Below are 16,779 nucleotides of genomic sequence, written 5' to 3'. Positions count from 1 at the left end.
CGGCGCCCCCTAGGGCCGCTCGCGCGCCAGCCGCTCGAGCACCGCCCCGTAGAGCCCGTAGAACGCGTTTTCGTCCAGGTCCGCGGCGTTCCAGGTGGCCGCCACGCAGTAACGGCTGCCGCCTTCGCCGGCCAGCGCGGTGGTGAGGTTCAAGACGCCCGGCTCGCTGCCGCCCTTGAAGGCGACCTGCTTCCAGGCGTCGCGGCGCGCGAGGCCGGGGTTGATGCCCGCAAGCGGCGTGTCCAGCGCCCGCAGGGCCAGCTCGCAGAGTTCACGGGCGGAGTAGAACCACTCGACCTCGGTCTCGGGCAGGGCCGCCATCAGCCCGGCCAGGCTCGGCAGCGGGCGGGCCTCGGCCTGGGCCACGAGCCTGCGGCGCTCGGCGCGGCTGGCCTCGAGCCAGCGCCGGCGCAGCTCGGAGTTGGCCTTGAGCACGAAGGCGGCGCGGGTGGTGAGCAGGGGGACGTTTTCGTAGGCGTAGACCTCCACCCGTTCACGCCCCAGCAGGTGGATGAGGTGATCGGTGGCGGTGTTGTCGCTCTCGGCCATCATCCGCCCCGCCAGGTCGGCCAGCGTCAGCGGCGTGCCTGCGGGCCAGTCCTGCAGGCGGCCCGAGGGCAGGCTCCTGTAGTCTTCGTTCAGCTTCACGGTCCGGTCCCACGCCAGCGCGCCGCTCTCCACCGCGTCCAGCACCGCTGCCAGCACCGAGAGCTTGAAGGCCGAGCCCACGGCCAGCCGGCGCTCGCCCTCGAGCTGCACCAGGGGTTCACCGTCCTTCAGCACCAGCAGCTGCTTGGCGCCCGGCCAGGCCGCCATGCGTTTCTTGGCCTCGGCCAGCGAGGCCAGCCGTGGGCGCGGCGGCCTGAAGAAAAGGCCGGCGATGCGGCCCTGCGCGTCGAGGCTGAGGCTCACCGGCACCTCGCCCCGCTCGAAGACGGCCACGTAGTCCGCCCCCTCGGGGCGCACCCCCTCGAAGGTCCCGAGCGAGCCGGAAAGCTGCTGGACGATCGCCGCCACCTGCGCCGCGGGCACCTTGGCCAGGAAGCCGGGGGCGAACCAGGAGCTTTCGATCTTCTGGGTGAAGAGCGCCTCGACGCGCGCCTCCTCGGCCGCGCCGGCCCGCACCGCGCCGCCCCAGGCCAGCAGCAGCACCAGCCCGCCCAGCGCCCACCAGGCGCGGGCCGGCTTCACGAGCCCGCCCCCTTTTCGGCGCGCCAGACGGCCCACGACAGGACCACCAGGTAGAGCGTAGCGAGCAGCAACGCCGCGGTCATCCCCCAAACCACCCACTCCGGCGGCCACCACCAGGCCGCGACGGCGACGCCCAGGCCCAGGGCGATGAAGAGCCAGCCGCCCACCCGGTTCGTCACCTGCCAGGCGCGGGGGCTGGTGAGCGTCCAGGGGGTGCGCACCCCGAAGAGCCAGTTCTGCGGTGCCTTGGGCAGGTAGTTCCCGATCAGCGCGAAGGTGAGGCCGAGCGCGACGAGCAGCACCCGCAGCCCCTGCTCGGAGGCGACCGGCCCGACCGCACCGCCCTGCAGCGTGGTCCAGGTCAGGTAGAGCACCCCCAGCTGCACCAGGGTGAGCACCCAGGCGGTGGCGGCGACGATGAGCGGCCAGGCGCGCCAGGGCCCGCGGCGGCTCGGGTCGAACCGGGGCCAGGCCGCGAGCAGCGCGACGATCAGCAGCTGCAGCGCCGGCAGCAGCAGGGTTTCGTATTTGGATCCCCAGCGGTCCACCTCGCCCGCGGCGTTCCAGTGGGCGGGGACGCGGTCGGGGAAGACCGCGAGCGCGTAGAGCGTGACCCCCCAGCTAACCGCCAGGGCTAGGCCGGTGAGCGCGTGTTTCTTCATCTTCTTCGCCTCCTTGCGTGAGCTCGAGCAGGTAGGCCAGCGCCTCCTCCATCACCGAGGCGGCCAGGCGGTAGACGCGGTGGTTTCCGCGCACCTCGACCTCCACCAGACCCGCTTCCCGCAGCACCCGCAGGTGCTGGCTGAGCGTGCTGCGCGCCAGGGGGAAGGCCTCGGCCAGCTCCCCGGCGGTGCGCTCGCCTTCGCGCAGGATGCCGAGCAGGGCGCGCCGCGTCGGATCGCCCAGGGCCTTGAAGAGGCGGTTGAGCACGGGTATTATTGTACCACTTTTTATTTCGGTATGTTGCAAAATGGCAGGGTTCAGCGCGGGCCGTAGTGGGGCAGCGGCAGGCCGCGCTCGTAGGGCCCCAGGTCGGGTGCCGCGCCGGCGTACCCGCCGCTGAGGTTCGGCAGCACCGCGCCGGCGTCGACCGCCGGGCAGCCGGGAAGCAGCTGGGGGTACTCGAGCTCGGCGCGGTCGGGCGGGCGGCGGGGGTGGAAGCTGGTAAAGCAGGCGGCGCGGTCGAGGGTCAGGCCGTGGGGCTCGAGCCCCGTGGCCGCCCGGAACGCCGCCAGGTCGGGGTAGCGGTGATCGGACCCCCATTTGAAGGCGTAGGCCGACCCGCCGGGATCGAAGCCGTCGTAGTCGAGCCGGCCCAAGACCGGGCCGTCGTCGGCCTGCTCCCAGAGGTAGCGGCCGGAGGCGGAGACGTAGAGGTTGTTGAGCGAGTCGATGCGGCGAAAGCCTTCGGTGTCCCAGAGGGCGCTGACGGCGTTGTCCCAGCCGACGAGCAGGTTGTGCGCGAGCAGCACGCGGCTGAGGCGGCGCAGCTTCAGCGTCGACTCGCGCGGGGCCATCACCTGGTTGCGGACGAAGTACCAGGGCCCGCCGTTCATCGGCTGGAAGCTGAGGCCGTTGTAGCGGGCGTTGGTAATCCGGTTTTGCCAGACGCGGACGTTGGCGTAGCCGTAGTCGGGCTCGATGCCGTCGTCGGTGACGTCGAAGATCTCGTTGCCGTAGATGTCGACGTTCTCCAGCGGGTAGGAGATGCCGTCGCCGACGAGCGAGATGCGGTTGTAGGCGACGGTGTGGCCGGAGGTGTGGCCCAGCTCGATCCCCTCGCCGCGGTAGTCCTCCTCGGGGCAGCCGTCGCCGCGGATGATGTTCCCGTCGTCATCGATGCACTGACGCAGGTCCTTGTCGCCGACGATGACGTTGTCGCGGATCACCCAGGCCTCGCCGCCGTGGTTGAGGGCGATTGCGTAGTGAAAGTCGGTGAAGGTGTTGCGCTGGATCACCACCCGCCGGGGGGCGTCCGCGGTGCGCAGACCCCAGTCGCGGCGGTCGTTGTCGCTGTCGCTGGCGTCGTTGGGGGTGCCGCGCAGGTGGACGCCCTCCAGCCAGACGTAGTCGGCGGCGATGCGCACCGGGGCGGTGAAGACCACCCCTTCCCCGGCCGCCTTCCAGACCACCCAGCGGCCCTCCTCGCCGGGGCGGTCGAAGCGGATCTCGCCGGAGGCAAAGTCGGCGTACTCGCCGGGCGCGAGCAGGAAGACGTCGCCGGGCCGCGCGTGCCGCTGCGCTTCGGCGAGGCCCCGGTAGGGGTCGGCCTCCGTGCCCGCGCCCCCGCCGCTGCCGGGCGCGACGTAGAAGGTGGGCGCGTCCGCGGCGATCCTTGGCTCGCTTTGGGTCCTGACCTCAACGACGCCCTCGTCCAAAAGACCCTCGGGCCCGGTGAGGGTGAGCCAGAGCTCGTAGGTGGCGCCGGGCTCGAGAAAGAAGACCGAGCCGGCGCAGCCGTCGAAGGCCGCGTCCTTGCCGGCCACCGGGCTGGGCGGGGTGTACCGGATGCGGTAGGGCGGCCAGCCCTCGCGCCAGGCGGTCTCGCCGGCGGCGCGGTACCTGAGGCCGCAGGCCGCCTTGGCCTCGGGGTCGGCGCCGAACCGCCACTCGAACCCCGCCGAGTGCAGGGTGGCGTAGGCGCGCACCTCGCCCAGCGCGGGGGGCGCGGTGGGTGCTTCGTCCATGGGGGGAGGGCCGCCCCCGGGCGGCCGTTCGCCCGTCGCCGGCGCCTGGCAGGCCGCCAGCAAACCGAGGGCCAGGAACGCAAACCACGTTCTTTTCATGCTTCCTCCTGGGCGGTCCGGGCCGTCGCCGCGGCGGGCGGGGCGAAGACGGGACAGGAACGTCCGCCCCGGCGGCCGGATCCGCCGCGGGCCGCGTCGTCGCTCGCGCCAGAAAAGCCGCTGGTGGCCACGTTCCGCCCTCCTCTCTCCGCCGGCATCCGCCGCCGGTCCGGAATCCGCCGCTGCTGGTGTCCCTTTGCGCAGCTGCTTTCTAGCTGAGTATAACCATATCGACATCGCCGGCTGCGGCCCTTCGGGGACCGGCGCCGGACGGAGGGACGAAGACCGCCCCTGGACGGTGTATAAGGGGGAGTAGATGCGGCGCGCGCAGAAAAAGGCCCTCACCGCCCTCGGCCTTTCCGGAGGGCTGGCCTTCGTGGTGGGAAGCGTCCTCTTCCTGAACCCCAACCGCTACACCGAAGGGGTCTACCTCTTCATCTTCGGCAGCACGGCGATGCTGCTCGAGCGCCTGGGGCGGCTCTGGCTGGACGGCGACGGCTGAAGCCGGGTCAGCGGTCGAGCTCGAAGTAGCGCCGCAGCGCCTCCGCGGCGCCGGGGGGCAGCGGCGCCTCCTGCAGGTAGCGTTCCGCGGCGCGCCGCACCGCTTCGGGCGGCGTCCCCTCCTCCCAGGGAGAGGGCAGCTCCGCCGGCGGCCCCTCCGGCGCCTTCGCGGCCTCGGGCGGGGCGGGCTCGAGGGCGTCGGCCGCGGCTCCGGAGGCGTTCGTGCGGCCCTGGCCCGCCCCCGCACCTTCGGCCCCCTCGGCCCCCTCGGCCCCGGCCTCCGCGGTGCCGGATACGGGCGTTTCCCCATTCCCGTGGCCCTCGGTTTCTGCGGCGCCCGCCCGCGGCGCTTCGGCCCCCCTGGTTCCGGCTTCCGGCGTTTCGGAGGCGGCCGTTCCCTCCCGGAGGTCCTCGGTCTTGGCCGCGCCCGCGGGCGGCCCCTCGGCCGCTTGGGGCGGGCCCGGCTGCGGCGGCGCGCCCTCCCGAGCCTCCGGCTGCGCGCGGTCTCCACCGGGGGGCTCCCCGCTGCGGTCGGCCGCCGCCCCGGGGGCGCGGCCTGTGGCCTCGTCGCCCGGCTGTACCTGCGGCCGCTCGGCGGGGGCGGTCCTTTCCTCTCCGCCTTCGCCTGCGGGCGCGTTGGTCGCGGTCTCCTGCGGGGCCGCCTCGGCTGGCGACGCCGGGGGGGCGGCCTCTTCCGGGGAGGACGGCGCCGGCTCCCCGGCCCCGGGTTCGGGCGCGGAGGGGGCTGCGGCCTCCGGCGCTTCCGCGGGGGGCAAGGCGGCGGGGGACGCCCGGTCCCGCGCTCCCCGGGGGGAGGGCTCCGCGGTGGCCGGAGCCGCCTCGCTCAGGGCTTCTCCCGCCGGCGGCGGGCCCGGGGGCCACGCCGGAAAGGGGAGGGCCGCGGCCAGGACCCAGAGCGCGAGGGCCAGCGCCGCCTCGCGCAGCGGCGGCCCCGGCGGCCGCGCCGTCCGCGCGACGCGCTCGGCCTCGGCCAGGAGCCGCGGGTAGGCGGGGTCCGCCGCGGGCGTTTCCAGCGCCGTGCGGTAGGCGAGGCCCAGCCGGCGGTCGATCTCGGCGAGGGCCGCGGCAAGCTCGCGCCGCGACGGGTAGAGGAGGGCTGCTAGCGGCAGGGCCAGCGCCCAGGGGCCGAGCGCCGGCTTCAGCGCCCAGGCCGACGCCGCGAGCAGCGCCGCGAGAGCGGCGCGCACGCGCCAGGCCCGGCGGGCCGCCCAGCGCCGGTGCAGGTCCATGGGTCCAGCCTAGCCCGGCGGGCGGTGAACTGGGTGGGAAGGTCAGGCGCCTTCCCGGTAGCGCTTCATGCAGGCTTCCACCTCGGCCACCGCGGCGTCGCGGCCGCCCCAGCCGGTGACCTTCACCCACTTGCCCTTCTTGGCCTCGAGCGCCTTGTAGGTCTCGAAGAAGTTCGCGATCTCGTCGCGCTTGCCCTGGGGCACGTCGTCCAGATCCTGGATCGCGTCGAGCCGTGCGTCCTCGGCCACCACAGCGAGGACCTTGGAGTCGGGGCCCTTCTCGTCCTCCATGTGCAAGAGCCCGATGACCCGGGTCTCGACGAGGACGCCGGGAAGCAGCGGGTAGCTGGAGAGGATGATCCCGTCCAGGGGGTCGCCGTCCTCGGCGAGGGTCTGGGGGATGAAGCCGTAGTCGCCCGGGTAGAACTGGGCCCCGGGGAGGACGCGGTCGAGCTTGACCATGCCCGTTTCCTCGTCAAACTCGTACTTGTTCGCCGATCCGTGGGGCACCTCGATGATCATGTGCACCGTCTGGGGTGCGCCGTCGCCGATGGGGATGTCGTGCAGGTTGGCCATGGCCCCAGGATACGGCGGCCCCGGCTTGCGGCGCTAGCTGTAACGTTCGAACGCGTGGTTTACGCCAACCCGTCGCCACCGGCCTCTCTCGTCAGCCCAGCGAAAGCCGGGGCCCGAGGCTTGTCCAAAAGGCGGGCCGGGGCGCTGCGCCCGTCGCGGAAAGACGAAAGCGCCCTCCCCTTTGGGGCGGGCCGGGTGGGGGGTTGGTTTTGGAAAGCGGCTCTTGAGCAGCGGCCCGTGGCTCGTAGCTTGGGGCTCGTGGTGGAGGGGTTGCGAGCAGCCTTACCCTCGGCGTCGTTTGCTACGTGGGCCCCGGATCTCGGCCGGTGGGCCGGCCTTGGCCGGGGAGGCGGGGAAAGGCGGTGGGTGGGGCGTGGCTTGTGGTTCGTGGCCGGTACCCGCGGCCTGCAGGAGCCCGCCTTGCGCCGTTCCCACACCCCACGACCTATCCACCACCTACCGCGTACCCCGTACTACGTACTACGCGCCACGCACCGCCCCCAACCACCCCCCCTCCGGCGGCTGCGCCGCCGCCTCCCCCAAGGGGGAGGCCGGGAGGAATCCGCGGCTTGCGGTCTGCGGAACAGGGCACCGCGGCCGTCGGCTCTAGGATCCGCGTCTTGGGAGGTTACGGCTAGCGCTCGCGCCAGACCAGCGCGGCCAGCAGGTCCAGCGCCTCGCGGGCGGCATCCTGCCCCGGCAGCGCGGCGAAGGCCTGCTCGAGCTCGGCCAGGGCGGGCTCGGCCATTCGTCGGGCGCGCTCGCGGGCGCGCGCCACCGCCCCCGACGCGATCAGGCGCTCGTGCAGCCAGGCCACCTCGGCGGGGTCCTTCTCGGCCCGCGGCTTGCGCAGCAGCGCCTCGGCGCGGGCACGTTCGTCGGGTTCGGCGGCCGCCAGCCAGTCGAGCAGGATCAGGGTGCGCTTCCCCTCCCAGAGGTCACCCGCGGCCTCCTTGCCGTAGGCCGCGGGGTCGCCCTCGAGGTTGAGCACGTCGTCGACGATCTGGAAGGCCACGCCCAGCTCGAGCCCGGCGCTGGCGAAGACGGGGTCGGGCATCGCCCCCGCGGCCAGCGCCCCCAGCCTGAGCGGCGCCACCGCGGTGTAGTAGGCGGCCTTGCGGCGCACCATCTCGAGGTAGTCGTCCGGGGTGAGGTCGAAGCGGTCCTCGAGCGTCCAGCTGAGGTCGAGGTGCTGCCCGCTCGCCGTCGTCTCGACGAGCTCGGCGAACTCGAGCAGCACCTTGCGGCGCGCCCCCGCCTCGGCGAGCAGGCGCCACATCGTCGCGTGCAGGGCGTCGCCGGCGTTGAGGGCGAGCGGCATGGGCACGAGCCGGTGCAGCGCCGGCCGCCCCCGGCGCTCGTCGGAGTCGTCCTCGATGTCGTCGTGGATCAGCACCCAGTTCTGGAAGAGCTCGAGCGCCGCCGCCACCCCGAGCGCCGCGGTGTCGTCGCCGTAGGCGCGCGCGGTGAGGACGACGAGGCGCCCGCGCAGCATCTTGCCGCCCCGCTCGGGGTAGTCGCGCAAGAGCCGCGCGTAGGCGGCCAGCTCCGGCCGCGGCGCGGCTTCGGGTTCGGGCAGGGCGGCGAGCAGGGTGCGCTGGATCTCGCGGGCGAGCGGGGTCACGGGGCCATTCTAGCCCCCGCGCACCCGGGCCTCCAAGCGGCGCGCGCGCCGGCGTGTGCGGGTGAAGCCCGCCGTGAACAGCAGGTAGGCGCGGAGCTCCGGGTCTCGTGGGCACACAGGCCCGCCCAGCCCAAGAGCGTGAAGAGGGGCCGGAACCCTGCCCGGTCCGCCCGGCTAATTTCAAGCATTCCGGTCGGAATTATAGGAGGTTGGCAACGGCAACCGTTGGCGTTTACGTCTTTTCGAGCTCCTCCAGCCGCCGCATCCAGGGCGCGTGCCCGGCCTCGGCCGCTTCGCGCCGCGCCATCTCCGCATAGCCGGCCTCGCCGGTGGCGCGGTGGAGGGCCCAGAGGGCGCGGCTCGCGGCGTAGGGGTCGCGCTGGGAGCGCGCCTCCTTGAAGGCCTTTTCAGCGAGCTCGCGCGCCTTGTCCGGGTAGCCCCAGGCCGCGTGGGCCTCTGCCAAAAGCGCGAGCACCACCGGGGAAAAGCTGCGCCCCATCACCTCGTGGATGCCCAGGGCCTCGCCCAGGGCGTGAGCCGCCTCCTTGGGGCGGCCCAGCGCGGTCAGCGCCTCGCCCTTCAGCATCAGCGCAGCGATGGCCAGCTCCCCGTCGGTGGCCTCTTCGGCGGCGGCGAAGGCCTCCTCGGCGAGGCGCAGCGCCAGCTCCGCGTCGCCGGCGAGCACCGCGTGGCTGCCGCGATGCACCCCCGCCCAGACGCCCAGCTCGCCCCCTTCGGCCTCGAGCGCCCGCAGCTCGGCCAGCGCCGCGGCCTCGTCGCCGGCGCGCAGCCGGGCGGCGGCCAGGTTCAGCCGGGCGCGGCCCCGGTATTTTTCGGGGATGGCCTCCAGCACGGCCTCGATGACCCGCGCGGTGTCGGCGGGGCGGCGGGCGCGCCAGTAGAAGTCGGCGAGGTCGAGGGCCGAGGCGGGCTCGAGCGGATAGGCGGCCTCGGCCCCCGCCACCAGCGCCAGCGCCGCATCCCCCGCCCCCTGATCGAGCAGGGCGTTCGCCTTGCCCACCGCGGTGCCCCACAGCGCGTGCAGCACCTCGCGCCGTTCGGCCTCGAGCCAGTCCTGGAACTCGGGGATGGCGCTCGCAAACCCCGCAGCCAGCTCGCCATAGCGCTCCGCCGTCTTGGGCCAGTCGCGGTAGGCGTCCTGCCAGTAGGCGAGGACGTCGCTCTCGGCGCGCAGCTGGTACCGCCCGTCGGCCTCCTCCAGGTAGGGGCCGTAGCGGCTCGCGCGCACGAGCTCCAGCGCCCGGTCCAGCTCGGGAATCCGCTGCTCCAGCTCCTCGCGGCTGCGCCAGCCCGGCCGCGCCAGCAGGTAGATCACCAGCTCGGCCCCGGGCGAGCGCGGCAGCTCGGGGGTGCGGCCCAGCAGCGCGACGCTCAATCCTTCCACGGTTCGACTTCTTTGTAATAGATCAGGGCCGAGTACTCGGCGACGCGGCCGGAATGGGCGGTGGAAAACAGCACGTCGACGATGATGGCGTCGTCGGGAAGATCGGCCACCACGGCGTTGAGTCGCTCTTGGAACAGCTCGGGATCCGTGCCCGTGACCAGGCGGAAATGCACCTCTTTCATGCCTACACCATACCGCGCCGCCCGCGGCCGGCGCGCTCCTGCGTGGAAACCGTCGAATCGGGTAGAATATACAGCAACATGAGCGCATATCAAGAAAAGCTTCGGGAGCTTACCCAAGACGAGGTCGTTTCACAGCTCGAAGGCGCCGACGGCCTTCTCGCCCTCACCCGGGCCGAGCTGTTCTACATCGGCGAGGCCGGCGTGCAGCGGGCGCCGTTGGACAAGATCAAGAAGGTGGTGGGGGGCAAGGGCGGCACCCTCGTGGTCATGGGCGAGGCCGCGCCGCTCATCGAGGCGCCGGTGCGCGCCTTTCAGGTCGACGAGCTGCGGCTCTTCTTCGAATCGGTCAAGACCTTCGTGGCCCGCCAGAAGCAGGCTACGGTGAGCGCCCCGCCGCCGGAACCGGCCCCGCCGCCGGCGCCGCCGGAGCCCGAGCCGGCGCCCGCGGAGCCCGCGGCGGCCGAACCCCCCGAGAGCGCCGAAGAGCGTCCGGTGACGCTCGAGGAGGAGCTGCCCCCGCCGATTACGCCCCCCGAGGAACCCGCCCCCGCCGCGGAGATCTACACCACCGAGCCCGCGGCCGCGCCGGCGCGCCGCACCGGCGGTTTCATGGGCGCGCTCCTCAAGCTCTTCAGCCTCGGCACCCTGGGGGCCGCCGGGTACTGGATCTACATGAACCCCACGGCCGACCTCAGCTACCTGATCTTCGCCGGCGTGCTCGGCCTGGGCGTGGCCCTGGTGGAGTGGCACGCCTCCAACCTGTAGCCCTCGTCCTCTACCTGGCGCTGGTGCTGGCGCTGGGAATCGCGCGTCTGGAGCCGCACCTCACCGTGCGGTTTTCCCCTGTGGCCTCGGAGCAGGAACCGCCGGTGGTGGCGGTGACCGGGGCGGTGCGGCGCCCGGGAGTGTACGCGCTCGAGCCCGGAGCGCGGGTGGCCGACGCCCTCGCGGCGGCGGGCGGCGGGACCCCCGAGGCCGACCTGGACGCGCTCGACCTCGCCCTGCCCATCGCCGACGGCGAGTCGCTGCGGGTGCCCGCCCGCGGTGAGGCGGCGGCCCGGGCTCCGGGCGTTCCGCGGCCGCGGGTGAGCGTCAACCGCGCGAGCGCGGAGGAGCTGGAGTCCGTGCCCGGCATCGGCCCCGCGCTGGCGCGGCGGATCGTCGCCTGGCGCCCTTTCCGCACGCTCGACGAGCTCGTGCGGGTGCCCGGCATCGGCCCCCGCACCCTCGAACGCCTCCGCCCCTACCTGACGCCGTGACCCCCTACGCCTTCGCCGCCGGAGCCCTGCTGGCCGCGCTCGCCGGGCCCTGGGCGATCCTCGGGCTGCTGGCGCTGCCGGCGCTCCCCAGGAGCGCGCGCTGGCCGCTGGCGCTGGGGCTGGGGCTGGTGCTGGTGCGCCTCGGAACGCTCGGCGACCCCTGGGCGGAGCGGCTGGGGGAGCGCGTCGTCCTCGAAGGCGAGCTGCGCGGCGGGGTGCTGCACACCGCTCCGGCGCCCCTCTACCTGCGCGGCTACCCACCCCTGGCGGACGGCTGGGTCCGGGTGGAGGGCCGCTTGGCGCGGCCCGACGGCGCCCGCCTGCCCGGCGGCTTCGACCGCCGCGCCTGGCTGCGGGGGCGGGGGGTGCGGGCCGAGCTGCGGGAGGTGCGGCGGCTCGCGTACCGCCCCCCGCCCCCGGGGCTGCGCGACCGCGTGCGCGCGAACCTGCTCCGGGGCCTGGACCCGGCGGCCGCGGGGCTGGCGCGGGCGCTCACCCTGGGGGAGCGTGAGGCCCTGGGGGACGACGTGCAGGCCTTCCGCAGGGCGGGGCTGGCCCACGCCCTGGCCCTCTCGGGGCTGCACGTGGGCCTCCTCGTCGGCTTCTTCGTGCTGCTCGCCGCCCCGCTGGGGCGGGGACGCTACCTCGCGGCGCTGGCGCTGCTGCTCGGCTACCTGGCCCTCGTCGGCCCCAGCCCCTCGCTGTTGCGGGCGGCCCTGATGGCCGGGGTCTGGCTGCTGGCCCGCGCCGCGGGGCTGGTGGAGGTGCCGCTCCCCTCGCTCCTGGCCCTGGCCCTGGGCGCGCAGCTGGTGGTGACGCCGTACGCGGTGGGCAGCCTCTCGTTCCAACTCTCCTACCTGGCGGTGCTGGGCATCGCCCTGGCGCTGCCGCTGCTGCCGCAGCGGCCGCGCTGGAAGGCGGCGCTGGTCGGCGGCCTCGGCCTCACCCTGGCCGCCCAGGCGGCCACCCTGCCGCTGGTGCTCGACCGCTTCGGCTACCTGCCGCTGGCCAGCCCGCTGGCCAACCTGGTGCTGCTGCCGCTCGTGGGCCTGCTGGTGCCGCTGGGTTTCCTCAAGGCGGCGCTGCCCGCCCTTTCGGGGCTGCTGGCCGCGCCCTTCAACCTGACCGCGGAGCTCCTGCTCGGCGGCACCCGTCTCTTCGCCCAGCTGCCGGGGCTGCACTGGGGCGACCTCGTCGCCGGCGGCTACGCGCTCTACTACCTGGCCCTGGCGCCGCTGGCCCTCGCGCTCTACCGCCGGCTGGCGCCGCGCCTCGCGCTGGCGCTGGCGGCCGCGGCCGTGCTCGTCGCCGCGGCGACGGCCGACCGGGTGCGCCCCGACGTCTGGTTCCTGGACGTGGGCCAGGGGGACGCGGCGCTGGTGCGGCTTCCGGGCGGGGTGGAGATCCTGGTCGACGCCGGCCACGCCTGGGACGCCCGCGGTCTGGCGCGGGCGCTCGCGGCGCTGGGGGTGGACGACCTCGACCTGGCCGTCGGCACCCACCCCGACGCCGACCACACCGGCGGCCTGCCGGAGCTGCTGGAGCTCGTGCCCGTGGGGGCGCTGGCGCTGGGGCCGCCCAAGCCCGACGACCCCCTCGACGCGCGCCTGCGCGCCGCGGCCCGGGACCGCGGGGTCCCGGTCGTGAACGTGAGCCGCGGCCGGGTGCTGCGCCTCGGCGGAGCGGAGCTGCGCTTTGTGCACCCGCCGCCCTCGGCGCCGGGGCAGGACAACGACCGCAGCCTCGTCTTTCTGCTCACCTACCGCGGCCGGCGGCTGCTCTTCACCGGCGACGCCCCCGCCCGGCACGCGCTGGCGTGGCCGCCCGGGCGCGTGGACGTCCTCAAGGTGGCTCACCACGGGGCCGCCGACGGCACCACGGACGCGCTGCTGCGCCGCTTCCGCCCGCGGGTCGCCTGGATCGGGGTGGGGCCCAACGCCTTCGGCCACCCCGACCCGGGGGTGCTGGAGCGCCTTGCGGCCTGGAACGTGCGGGTGCTGCGCGCCGACCGCGACGGCTCGGTGCGGCTGCCGCTGCGCTAGCCGCGGTAGCCCAGGCGCTCCAGGATCGCGTTCAGCTCTTCCTCGGAGTAGTAGAAGATCTCAAGCCGGCCCTTCCCCTCGCCGCTGAAGCGCACCTTGAAGCCCAGCTGGCGCTCGAGGTCGCGGGCGAGCTCGGCGTAGGCCGCGCCTCTGGGGGCGGGCTTCTTCTTCGGGCGGCTGGCCAGGCGCTCGGCCTGGCGCACCGAGAGCCCGTCCTTGACGATGCGCTGGAGCAGCCGGCCGCGCTCGCCGGGCGGCGCCATCAGCAGGGCGCGGGCATGGCCGGCGCTGATCTTCCCCTCGGCCAGGGCCTGCTGGCTGGCCTCGTCGAGCTGCAGCAGGCGCAGGGCGTTGGCCACGGTGCTGCGCGCCTTGCCCACGGCCTCGGCGATCTCGGCCTGGGCGTGGCCCATCTCGACGAGGCGTTGGTAGCCCTGGGCCTCTTCGATGGGGTTCAGGTCCTCGCGTTGCAGGTTCTCGACTAGGGCCAGCTCGAGTGCGGTGCGGTCGTCGAGCTCGCGCACGACCACCGGCACCTCGGCGAGCCCCGCCATCTGCGCCGCGCGGTAGCGGCGTTCGCCGGCGACGAGCTCGTACCCCTCGCCGCGGGGACGGACGAGCAGCGGCTGCAAGAGCCCCTGCTTCTTGATCGAGGCGGCGAGCTCGGCCAGCGCGGCCTCGTCGAAGCGCCGCCGCGGCTGGTCGGGGTTCGGCCGGATCAGCGCCAGCGGCAGGCGGGTGGGGTGGCCCCCGGTCTTGGGCAGCAGGGCGTCGAGCCCGCGGCCCAGCCCCCTAGGCTTTCTCGACACGTCGCATCACCTCCGCGGCCAGCCGACCGTAGGCCTGCGCCCCCGCCGAGGTGGGGGCGTACTTGGCGATCGGCTCGCCGTAGCTGGGCGCCTCGGAAAGGCGCACGTTGCGCGGGATCACCGTCCAGAAGACGCGGTCCCCGAAGTGCTCACGGGCGTTCTGCTCGACCTGCTGCGAGAGCAGGGTGCGGCCGTCGTACATCGTGAGCACGATGCCGAGGATGCGCAGCCCCGGGTTGAGCGCGCCGCGCACCTTCTCGACGGTCTCGACCAGGCGGGCGATGCCTTCGAGCGCGTAGTACTCCGTCTGCAGCGGCACGATCAGGCCTTCGGCGGCGGCGAGGACGTTGATCGTCAACGGGCCCAGGCTGGGCGGGGCGTCGAAGAGGACGAAGTCGTAGCCTGCCTCCACCCCGGCCAGGCGGGTGCGCAGCCGGAAGGGGTCGTCGAGCAGCTCAGCGGCCGCGGCGACCAGGCCCTCGCCCGCGGGAAGCAGGTCCAGGCCGTAGCTCTCCAGGTGCACGGTCTGGGCGGCCGGCTCGGCGCCCTCGAGCAGCACCGCGGCCGTGCCGGCGTCGGGGGGACTCGGCGCCACCCCCAGACCCGAGGTGGCGTTGGCCTGGGGATCGAGGTCGACGAGGAGGACCCTGCGGTCCAGCAGCGCCAGGTAGGTGGCCAGGTTGACCGCGGTCGTGGTCTTGCCCACGCCGCCCTTCTGGTTCACGATGCCGAGCCGCTTCACCGCGGCGCCTCCAGCCGCAGGGCCACCAGCTCGGCGGCGGGCCCCAGGGGTTTCACGTGAAACACCTCGGCGCCCAGCCGCTCCGCCTCCTCCCGCCACCCCGGCCCCTTGCGGGCGATCAGGGTGAGCGGGTAGTCCGCCGCGTGGGCGACGAGGCGGTAGACGACGTCGAAGGGGGCGACCGCCTGCGCGGTCACGTAGGCGGTGCGGCCGGTCCACTGCTGCACGTCGCCATTGTACACGCGCACGTTTTGCAGCCCCAGGCGGGCCGTGACCAGGTCCAGGAAGGCCGCGCGCTTGGCGCGCCGCTCGGCGAGGGTGAGGCTCAGGTCCGGACGCGCGATCGCGAGCGGGACCGCCGGCAGCCCCGCGCCCGAGCCCACGTCGAGGACGCCGACCCCCTCGGGCAGGACCGCGCCGTAGGCGCGCGCCGCCTCGAAGTGGCGGGGCAGCTCGGCGAGCACCTTGGGGGAGACCAGGTTGGCGCTGGCGGCGTAGCGCTCCAGCAGCTCGGTGTAGGCTTCGAGGCGGTTCTTCATGCGCTCCTGCGGTTCTGGCGGGCGAGGTGGACGAGCAACGCGGTGATCTCGGAGTCGCGCAGCCCGGGGATGCGCGCCGCCTCGGCCAGGTTGGCGGGCCGGCGGCGGGAGAGCTTCTCCACCGCCTCGCGCGAGAGGTTGTGCACGGTGCGGAAGTCCAGCTCCGGGGGAACCGGGTAGGCCGCCAGCTCGCCGGCGCGCGCCCGCTGGCGCTCCTGGCGCTCGATGTAGCCGGCGTACTTGGCGCGGATCTCGACCTGCTCGGCCTCCTCGCGGCTCAGCGGCGCCGGCGGGGGGCCGACGCGCCGCCAGGCCTCCGCCAGGGTCGCGCCCGGGCGGCGCAGCCAGACGCTGGCCGGCACCCCCTCGATGCGTGCGCGCCCGAGGCGTTCGAGCTCGGAGCGCACCCTCGCGTACTTCGCGGCCACCCGCTCGGCGTCGGCGGCCGGCCGCAGCCCCCAGGACGCCGCCCGGGGAACGAGGCGCTCGTCGGCGTTGTCGCCGCGCACGAGCAGCCGCAGCGCCACCCGGCTGGTCATCATCCGGTAGGGCTCGTCCACGCCGCGGGTCACCAGGTCGTCGATCAGCACCCCGATGTAGGCCTCGTCGGGGGCGAGCGCGACCTCGGCCTGCCCGGCCGCGAAGCGCGCGGCGTTCAGCCCGGCGATCAGGCCCTGGGCGGCGGCCTCCTCGTAACCGGAGGTGCCGTTGACCTGGCCCGCGAGGAAGAGGCCGGGGAGGTGGCGCGACATCAGGCCGGGGCTGAGGTCGGTGGGGTCGAAGGCGTCGTATTCGACGGCATAGGCGTAGCGCTGGATGACGGCCCGCTCGAAGCCCGGCAGGCTGCGCACCATCCGCTCCTGCACCACCGGGGGGAGGCTGGAGGAGAAGCCCTGCAGGTAGACCTCGCTGGTCTCGAGCCCGTCGGGCTCGACGAAGAGCAGGTGGCTGTCCTTGTCGGCGAAGCGCACCACCTTGTCCTCGATCGAAGGGCAGTAGCGCGGCCCCACCGCGTCGATCCGGCCGGCGTAGAGGGGCGACTCGCCCAGGTGATCGAGGATCAGGCGGTGGGTGCGCGGGCCGGTGCGCGTCGTCCAGGTAGGCAGCGCCGCCGCGTGGGGGCCGGGACGGCCGGAGAAGCTGCCCGGAGGGTCGTCGGGGGGCACCTCCTCGAGGGCGGCGAAGTCGATGCTGCGGCGGAGGATGCGCGGGGGCGTGCCCGTCTTGAGCCGCAGGGTGCGGTGCCCCAGGGCCTCGAGGGCCGCCGAGAGGTGGCGCGCCGGGGGCTCGCCCTGCCGCCCGGCGGGGCGGCTTTGCAGCCCGTACCAGATGCGCCCTCGCAGGAAGGTGCCCGCGGCCAGCACCGCAGCCGGAGCCCGCAGCCCCCGTCCGTCGGCGGTGCGCACCCCGGCGAGTCGGCCGCCCTCGCGCAGGATATCCACCACCTCGCCGCGGACCACCACAACGTTTGGCTCCGCGGCCAGCGCCGCACGGGCCGCTGCGGCGTAGCCGTCGCGGTCGGTCTGCACCCGCAGGCTGCGCACCGCCGGCCCCTTGGAGCGGTTGAGTACCCGGGTGTGGATGGCCGCGGCGTCGGCGAGCCGGCCCATCCAGCCCCCCAGCGCCTCGACCTCGTGGACGAGCTGGCTTTTGCCGGGGCCGCCCACCGCGGGATTGCAGGGCATCAGGCCGATGCGCGCCGGGTCGCCGGTAACGAGGGCGACCCGCGCCCCCAGCCGCGCCGCGGCCGCGGCCGCCTCGATCCCCGCATGGCCGCCGCCGACGACGACCACGTCAAAGGTTTCACGTGAAACCTCCATACCCCTAAGGCTAGCACGCGCTCGGAAAAATTTGGGGCCCGCCGCTCCGGCTC

Annotated in this window: 17 protein-coding genes; 4 read left to right on the top strand and 13 right to left on the bottom strand. The window is 74.4% G+C overall.

What is annotated here, in order from left to right:
- Positions 1-9 precede the first annotated feature (9 nt).
- From HNQ05_RS03970 to HNQ05_RS03955, 4 genes are read right to left on the bottom strand one after another with little or no spacing between them, the layout of a single operon-like run.
- Positions 10-1,191, bottom strand: a complete 1,182-nt coding sequence (locus HNQ05_RS03970) for a serine hydrolase (RefSeq protein WP_147147190.1) — start codon at positions 1,189-1,191, stop codon at positions 10-12.
- A complete protein-coding gene (locus HNQ05_RS03965; protein ID WP_147147192.1) occupies positions 1,188-1,853 on the bottom strand; it encodes an SdpI family protein in 666 nt (221 codons plus the stop codon). Before HNQ05_RS03965 ends, HNQ05_RS03970 begins: the two co-directional genes overlap by 4 nt.
- Positions 1,813-2,121: a metalloregulator ArsR/SmtB family transcription factor gene (locus tag HNQ05_RS03960; RefSeq protein ID WP_246104113.1), complete on the bottom strand. Its 309-nt coding sequence runs from the start codon at positions 2,119-2,121 to the stop codon at positions 1,813-1,815. The genes HNQ05_RS03965 and HNQ05_RS03960 overlap by 41 nt, the downstream gene beginning before the upstream one ends.
- A 50-nt stretch (positions 2,122-2,171) precedes the next feature.
- Positions 2,172-3,977: a right-handed parallel beta-helix repeat-containing protein gene (locus HNQ05_RS03955; RefSeq protein ID WP_147147194.1), complete on the bottom strand. Its 1,806-nt coding sequence runs from the start codon at positions 3,975-3,977 to the stop codon at positions 2,172-2,174.
- A 316-nt stretch (positions 3,978-4,293) separates the two neighbouring features.
- Between HNQ05_RS03955 and HNQ05_RS03950 the strand changes: the two genes are divergently transcribed.
- Complete coding sequence (locus HNQ05_RS03950) at positions 4,294-4,479, top strand: YrhK family protein (protein WP_147147197.1); 186 nt, start codon at positions 4,294-4,296, stop codon at positions 4,477-4,479.
- A 7-nt stretch (positions 4,480-4,486) separates the two neighbouring features.
- Here HNQ05_RS03950 and HNQ05_RS03945 read toward each other — a convergent pair whose 3' ends face one another.
- From HNQ05_RS03945 to HNQ05_RS03925, 5 genes are all read right to left on the bottom strand, one after another.
- Positions 4,487-5,728: a hypothetical protein gene (locus HNQ05_RS03945; RefSeq protein ID WP_147147199.1), complete on the bottom strand. Its 1,242-nt coding sequence runs from the start codon at positions 5,726-5,728 to the stop codon at positions 4,487-4,489.
- A gap of 42 nt (positions 5,729-5,770) precedes the next feature.
- The gene (locus HNQ05_RS03940) at positions 5,771-6,304 is read right to left on the bottom strand and encodes an inorganic diphosphatase (protein ID WP_147147201.1); all 534 of its coding nucleotides are present in this window, start codon (positions 6,302-6,304) and stop codon (positions 5,771-5,773) included.
- Positions 6,305-6,938: 634 nt separating this feature from the next.
- The gene (locus HNQ05_RS03935; RefSeq protein ID WP_147147205.1) at positions 6,939-7,928 is read right to left on the bottom strand and encodes a polyprenyl synthetase family protein; all 990 of its coding nucleotides are present in this window, start codon (positions 7,926-7,928) and stop codon (positions 6,939-6,941) included.
- Positions 7,929-8,160: 232 nt separating this feature from the next.
- A complete protein-coding gene (locus HNQ05_RS03930; protein WP_147147207.1) occupies positions 8,161-9,333 on the bottom strand; it encodes a hypothetical protein in 1,173 nt (390 codons plus the stop codon).
- Positions 9,321-9,515 carry a hypothetical protein gene (locus HNQ05_RS03925; protein ID WP_147147209.1) on the bottom strand — a complete coding sequence of 65 codons (195 nt, stop codon included), beginning with the start codon at positions 9,513-9,515 and terminating at the stop codon, positions 9,321-9,323. The genes HNQ05_RS03930 and HNQ05_RS03925 overlap by 13 nt, the downstream gene beginning before the upstream one ends.
- A 78-nt stretch (positions 9,516-9,593) precedes the next feature.
- Here HNQ05_RS03925 and HNQ05_RS12310 point away from each other — a divergent pair, with 78 nt between their 5' ends.
- The 3 genes from HNQ05_RS12310 to HNQ05_RS03910 are packed head-to-tail and all read left to right on the top strand — an operon-like array spanning position 9,594 to position 12,816.
- The gene (locus HNQ05_RS12310) at positions 9,594-10,280 is read left to right on the top strand and encodes a YcxB family protein (protein ID WP_147147211.1); all 687 of its coding nucleotides are present in this window, start codon (positions 9,594-9,596) and stop codon (positions 10,278-10,280) included.
- Complete coding sequence (locus tag HNQ05_RS03915; RefSeq protein ID WP_147147213.1) at positions 10,259-10,774, top strand: ComEA family DNA-binding protein; 516 nt, start codon at positions 10,259-10,261, stop codon at positions 10,772-10,774. Before HNQ05_RS12310 ends, HNQ05_RS03915 begins: the two co-directional genes overlap by 22 nt.
- Complete coding sequence (locus HNQ05_RS03910) at positions 10,771-12,816, top strand: DNA internalization-related competence protein ComEC/Rec2 (RefSeq protein WP_147147215.1); 2,046 nt, start codon at positions 10,771-10,773, stop codon at positions 12,814-12,816. The genes HNQ05_RS03915 and HNQ05_RS03910 overlap by 4 nt, the downstream gene beginning before the upstream one ends.
- On the opposite strand, the gene HNQ05_RS03905 is transcribed toward HNQ05_RS03910, so the two are convergent.
- The 4 genes from HNQ05_RS03905 to mnmG are packed head-to-tail and all read right to left on the bottom strand — an operon-like array spanning position 12,813 to position 16,726.
- Positions 12,813-13,625 carry a ParB/RepB/Spo0J family partition protein gene (locus tag HNQ05_RS03905; protein WP_147147217.1) on the bottom strand — a complete coding sequence of 271 codons (813 nt, stop codon included), beginning with the start codon at positions 13,623-13,625 and terminating at the stop codon, positions 12,813-12,815. The two genes, HNQ05_RS03910 and HNQ05_RS03905, sit on opposite strands and share 4 nt — an antisense overlap.
- Positions 13,609-14,367 carry a ParA family protein gene (locus HNQ05_RS03900; protein WP_147147219.1) on the bottom strand — a complete coding sequence of 253 codons (759 nt, stop codon included), beginning with the start codon at positions 14,365-14,367 and terminating at the stop codon, positions 13,609-13,611. The genes HNQ05_RS03905 and HNQ05_RS03900 overlap by 17 nt, the downstream gene beginning before the upstream one ends.
- A complete protein-coding gene (locus HNQ05_RS03895) occupies positions 14,364-14,906 on the bottom strand; it encodes a 16S rRNA (guanine(527)-N(7))-methyltransferase RsmG (RefSeq protein ID WP_147147221.1) in 543 nt (180 codons plus the stop codon). The genes HNQ05_RS03900 and HNQ05_RS03895 overlap by 4 nt, the downstream gene beginning before the upstream one ends.
- Positions 14,903-16,726, bottom strand: coding sequence for a tRNA uridine-5-carboxymethylaminomethyl(34) synthesis enzyme MnmG (mnmG, locus tag HNQ05_RS03890; RefSeq protein ID WP_147147223.1), 1,824 nt, complete (start codon positions 16,724-16,726; stop codon positions 14,903-14,905). The genes HNQ05_RS03895 and mnmG overlap by 4 nt, the downstream gene beginning before the upstream one ends.
- Positions 16,727-16,779: the final 53 nt, after the last annotated feature.

Origin of the sequence: Oceanithermus desulfurans, assembly GCF_014201675.1 — a bacterium.
GTDB classification, from domain to species: domain Bacteria; phylum Deinococcota; class Deinococci; order Deinococcales; family Marinithermaceae; genus Oceanithermus; species Oceanithermus desulfurans.
Note: the sequence above shows the minus strand (reverse complement) of the source record. Positions and strands in the feature narration are given on the sequence as shown.

Coding starts and splice junctions, on each gene's coding strand:
- HNQ05_RS03965 (WP_147147192.1), bottom strand. CDS start 1,853: ATGAAGAAACACGCGCTCACCGGCCTAGCCCTGGCGGTTAGCTGGGGG.
- HNQ05_RS03955 (WP_147147194.1), bottom strand. CDS start 3,977: ATGAAAAGAACGTGGTTTGCGTTCCTGGCCCTCGGTTTGCTGGCGGCC.
- HNQ05_RS03950 (WP_147147197.1), top strand. CDS start 4,294: ATGCGGCGCGCGCAGAAAAAGGCCCTCACCGCCCTCGGCCTTTCCGGA.
- HNQ05_RS03945 (WP_147147199.1), bottom strand. CDS start 5,728: ATGGACCTGCACCGGCGCTGGGCGGCCCGCCGGGCCTGGCGCGTGCGC.
- HNQ05_RS03940 (WP_147147201.1), bottom strand. CDS start 6,304: ATGGCCAACCTGCACGACATCCCCATCGGCGACGGCGCACCCCAGACG.
- HNQ05_RS03925 (WP_147147209.1), bottom strand. CDS start 9,515: ATGAAAGAGGTGCATTTCCGCCTGGTCACGGGCACGGATCCCGAGCTG.
- HNQ05_RS12310 (WP_147147211.1), top strand. CDS start 9,594: ATGAGCGCATATCAAGAAAAGCTTCGGGAGCTTACCCAAGACGAGGTC.
- HNQ05_RS03895 (WP_147147221.1), bottom strand. CDS start 14,906: ATGAAGAACCGCCTCGAAGCCTACACCGAGCTGCTGGAGCGCTACGCC.
- mnmG (WP_147147223.1), bottom strand. CDS start 16,726: ATGGAGGTTTCACGTGAAACCTTTGACGTGGTCGTCGTCGGCGGCGGC.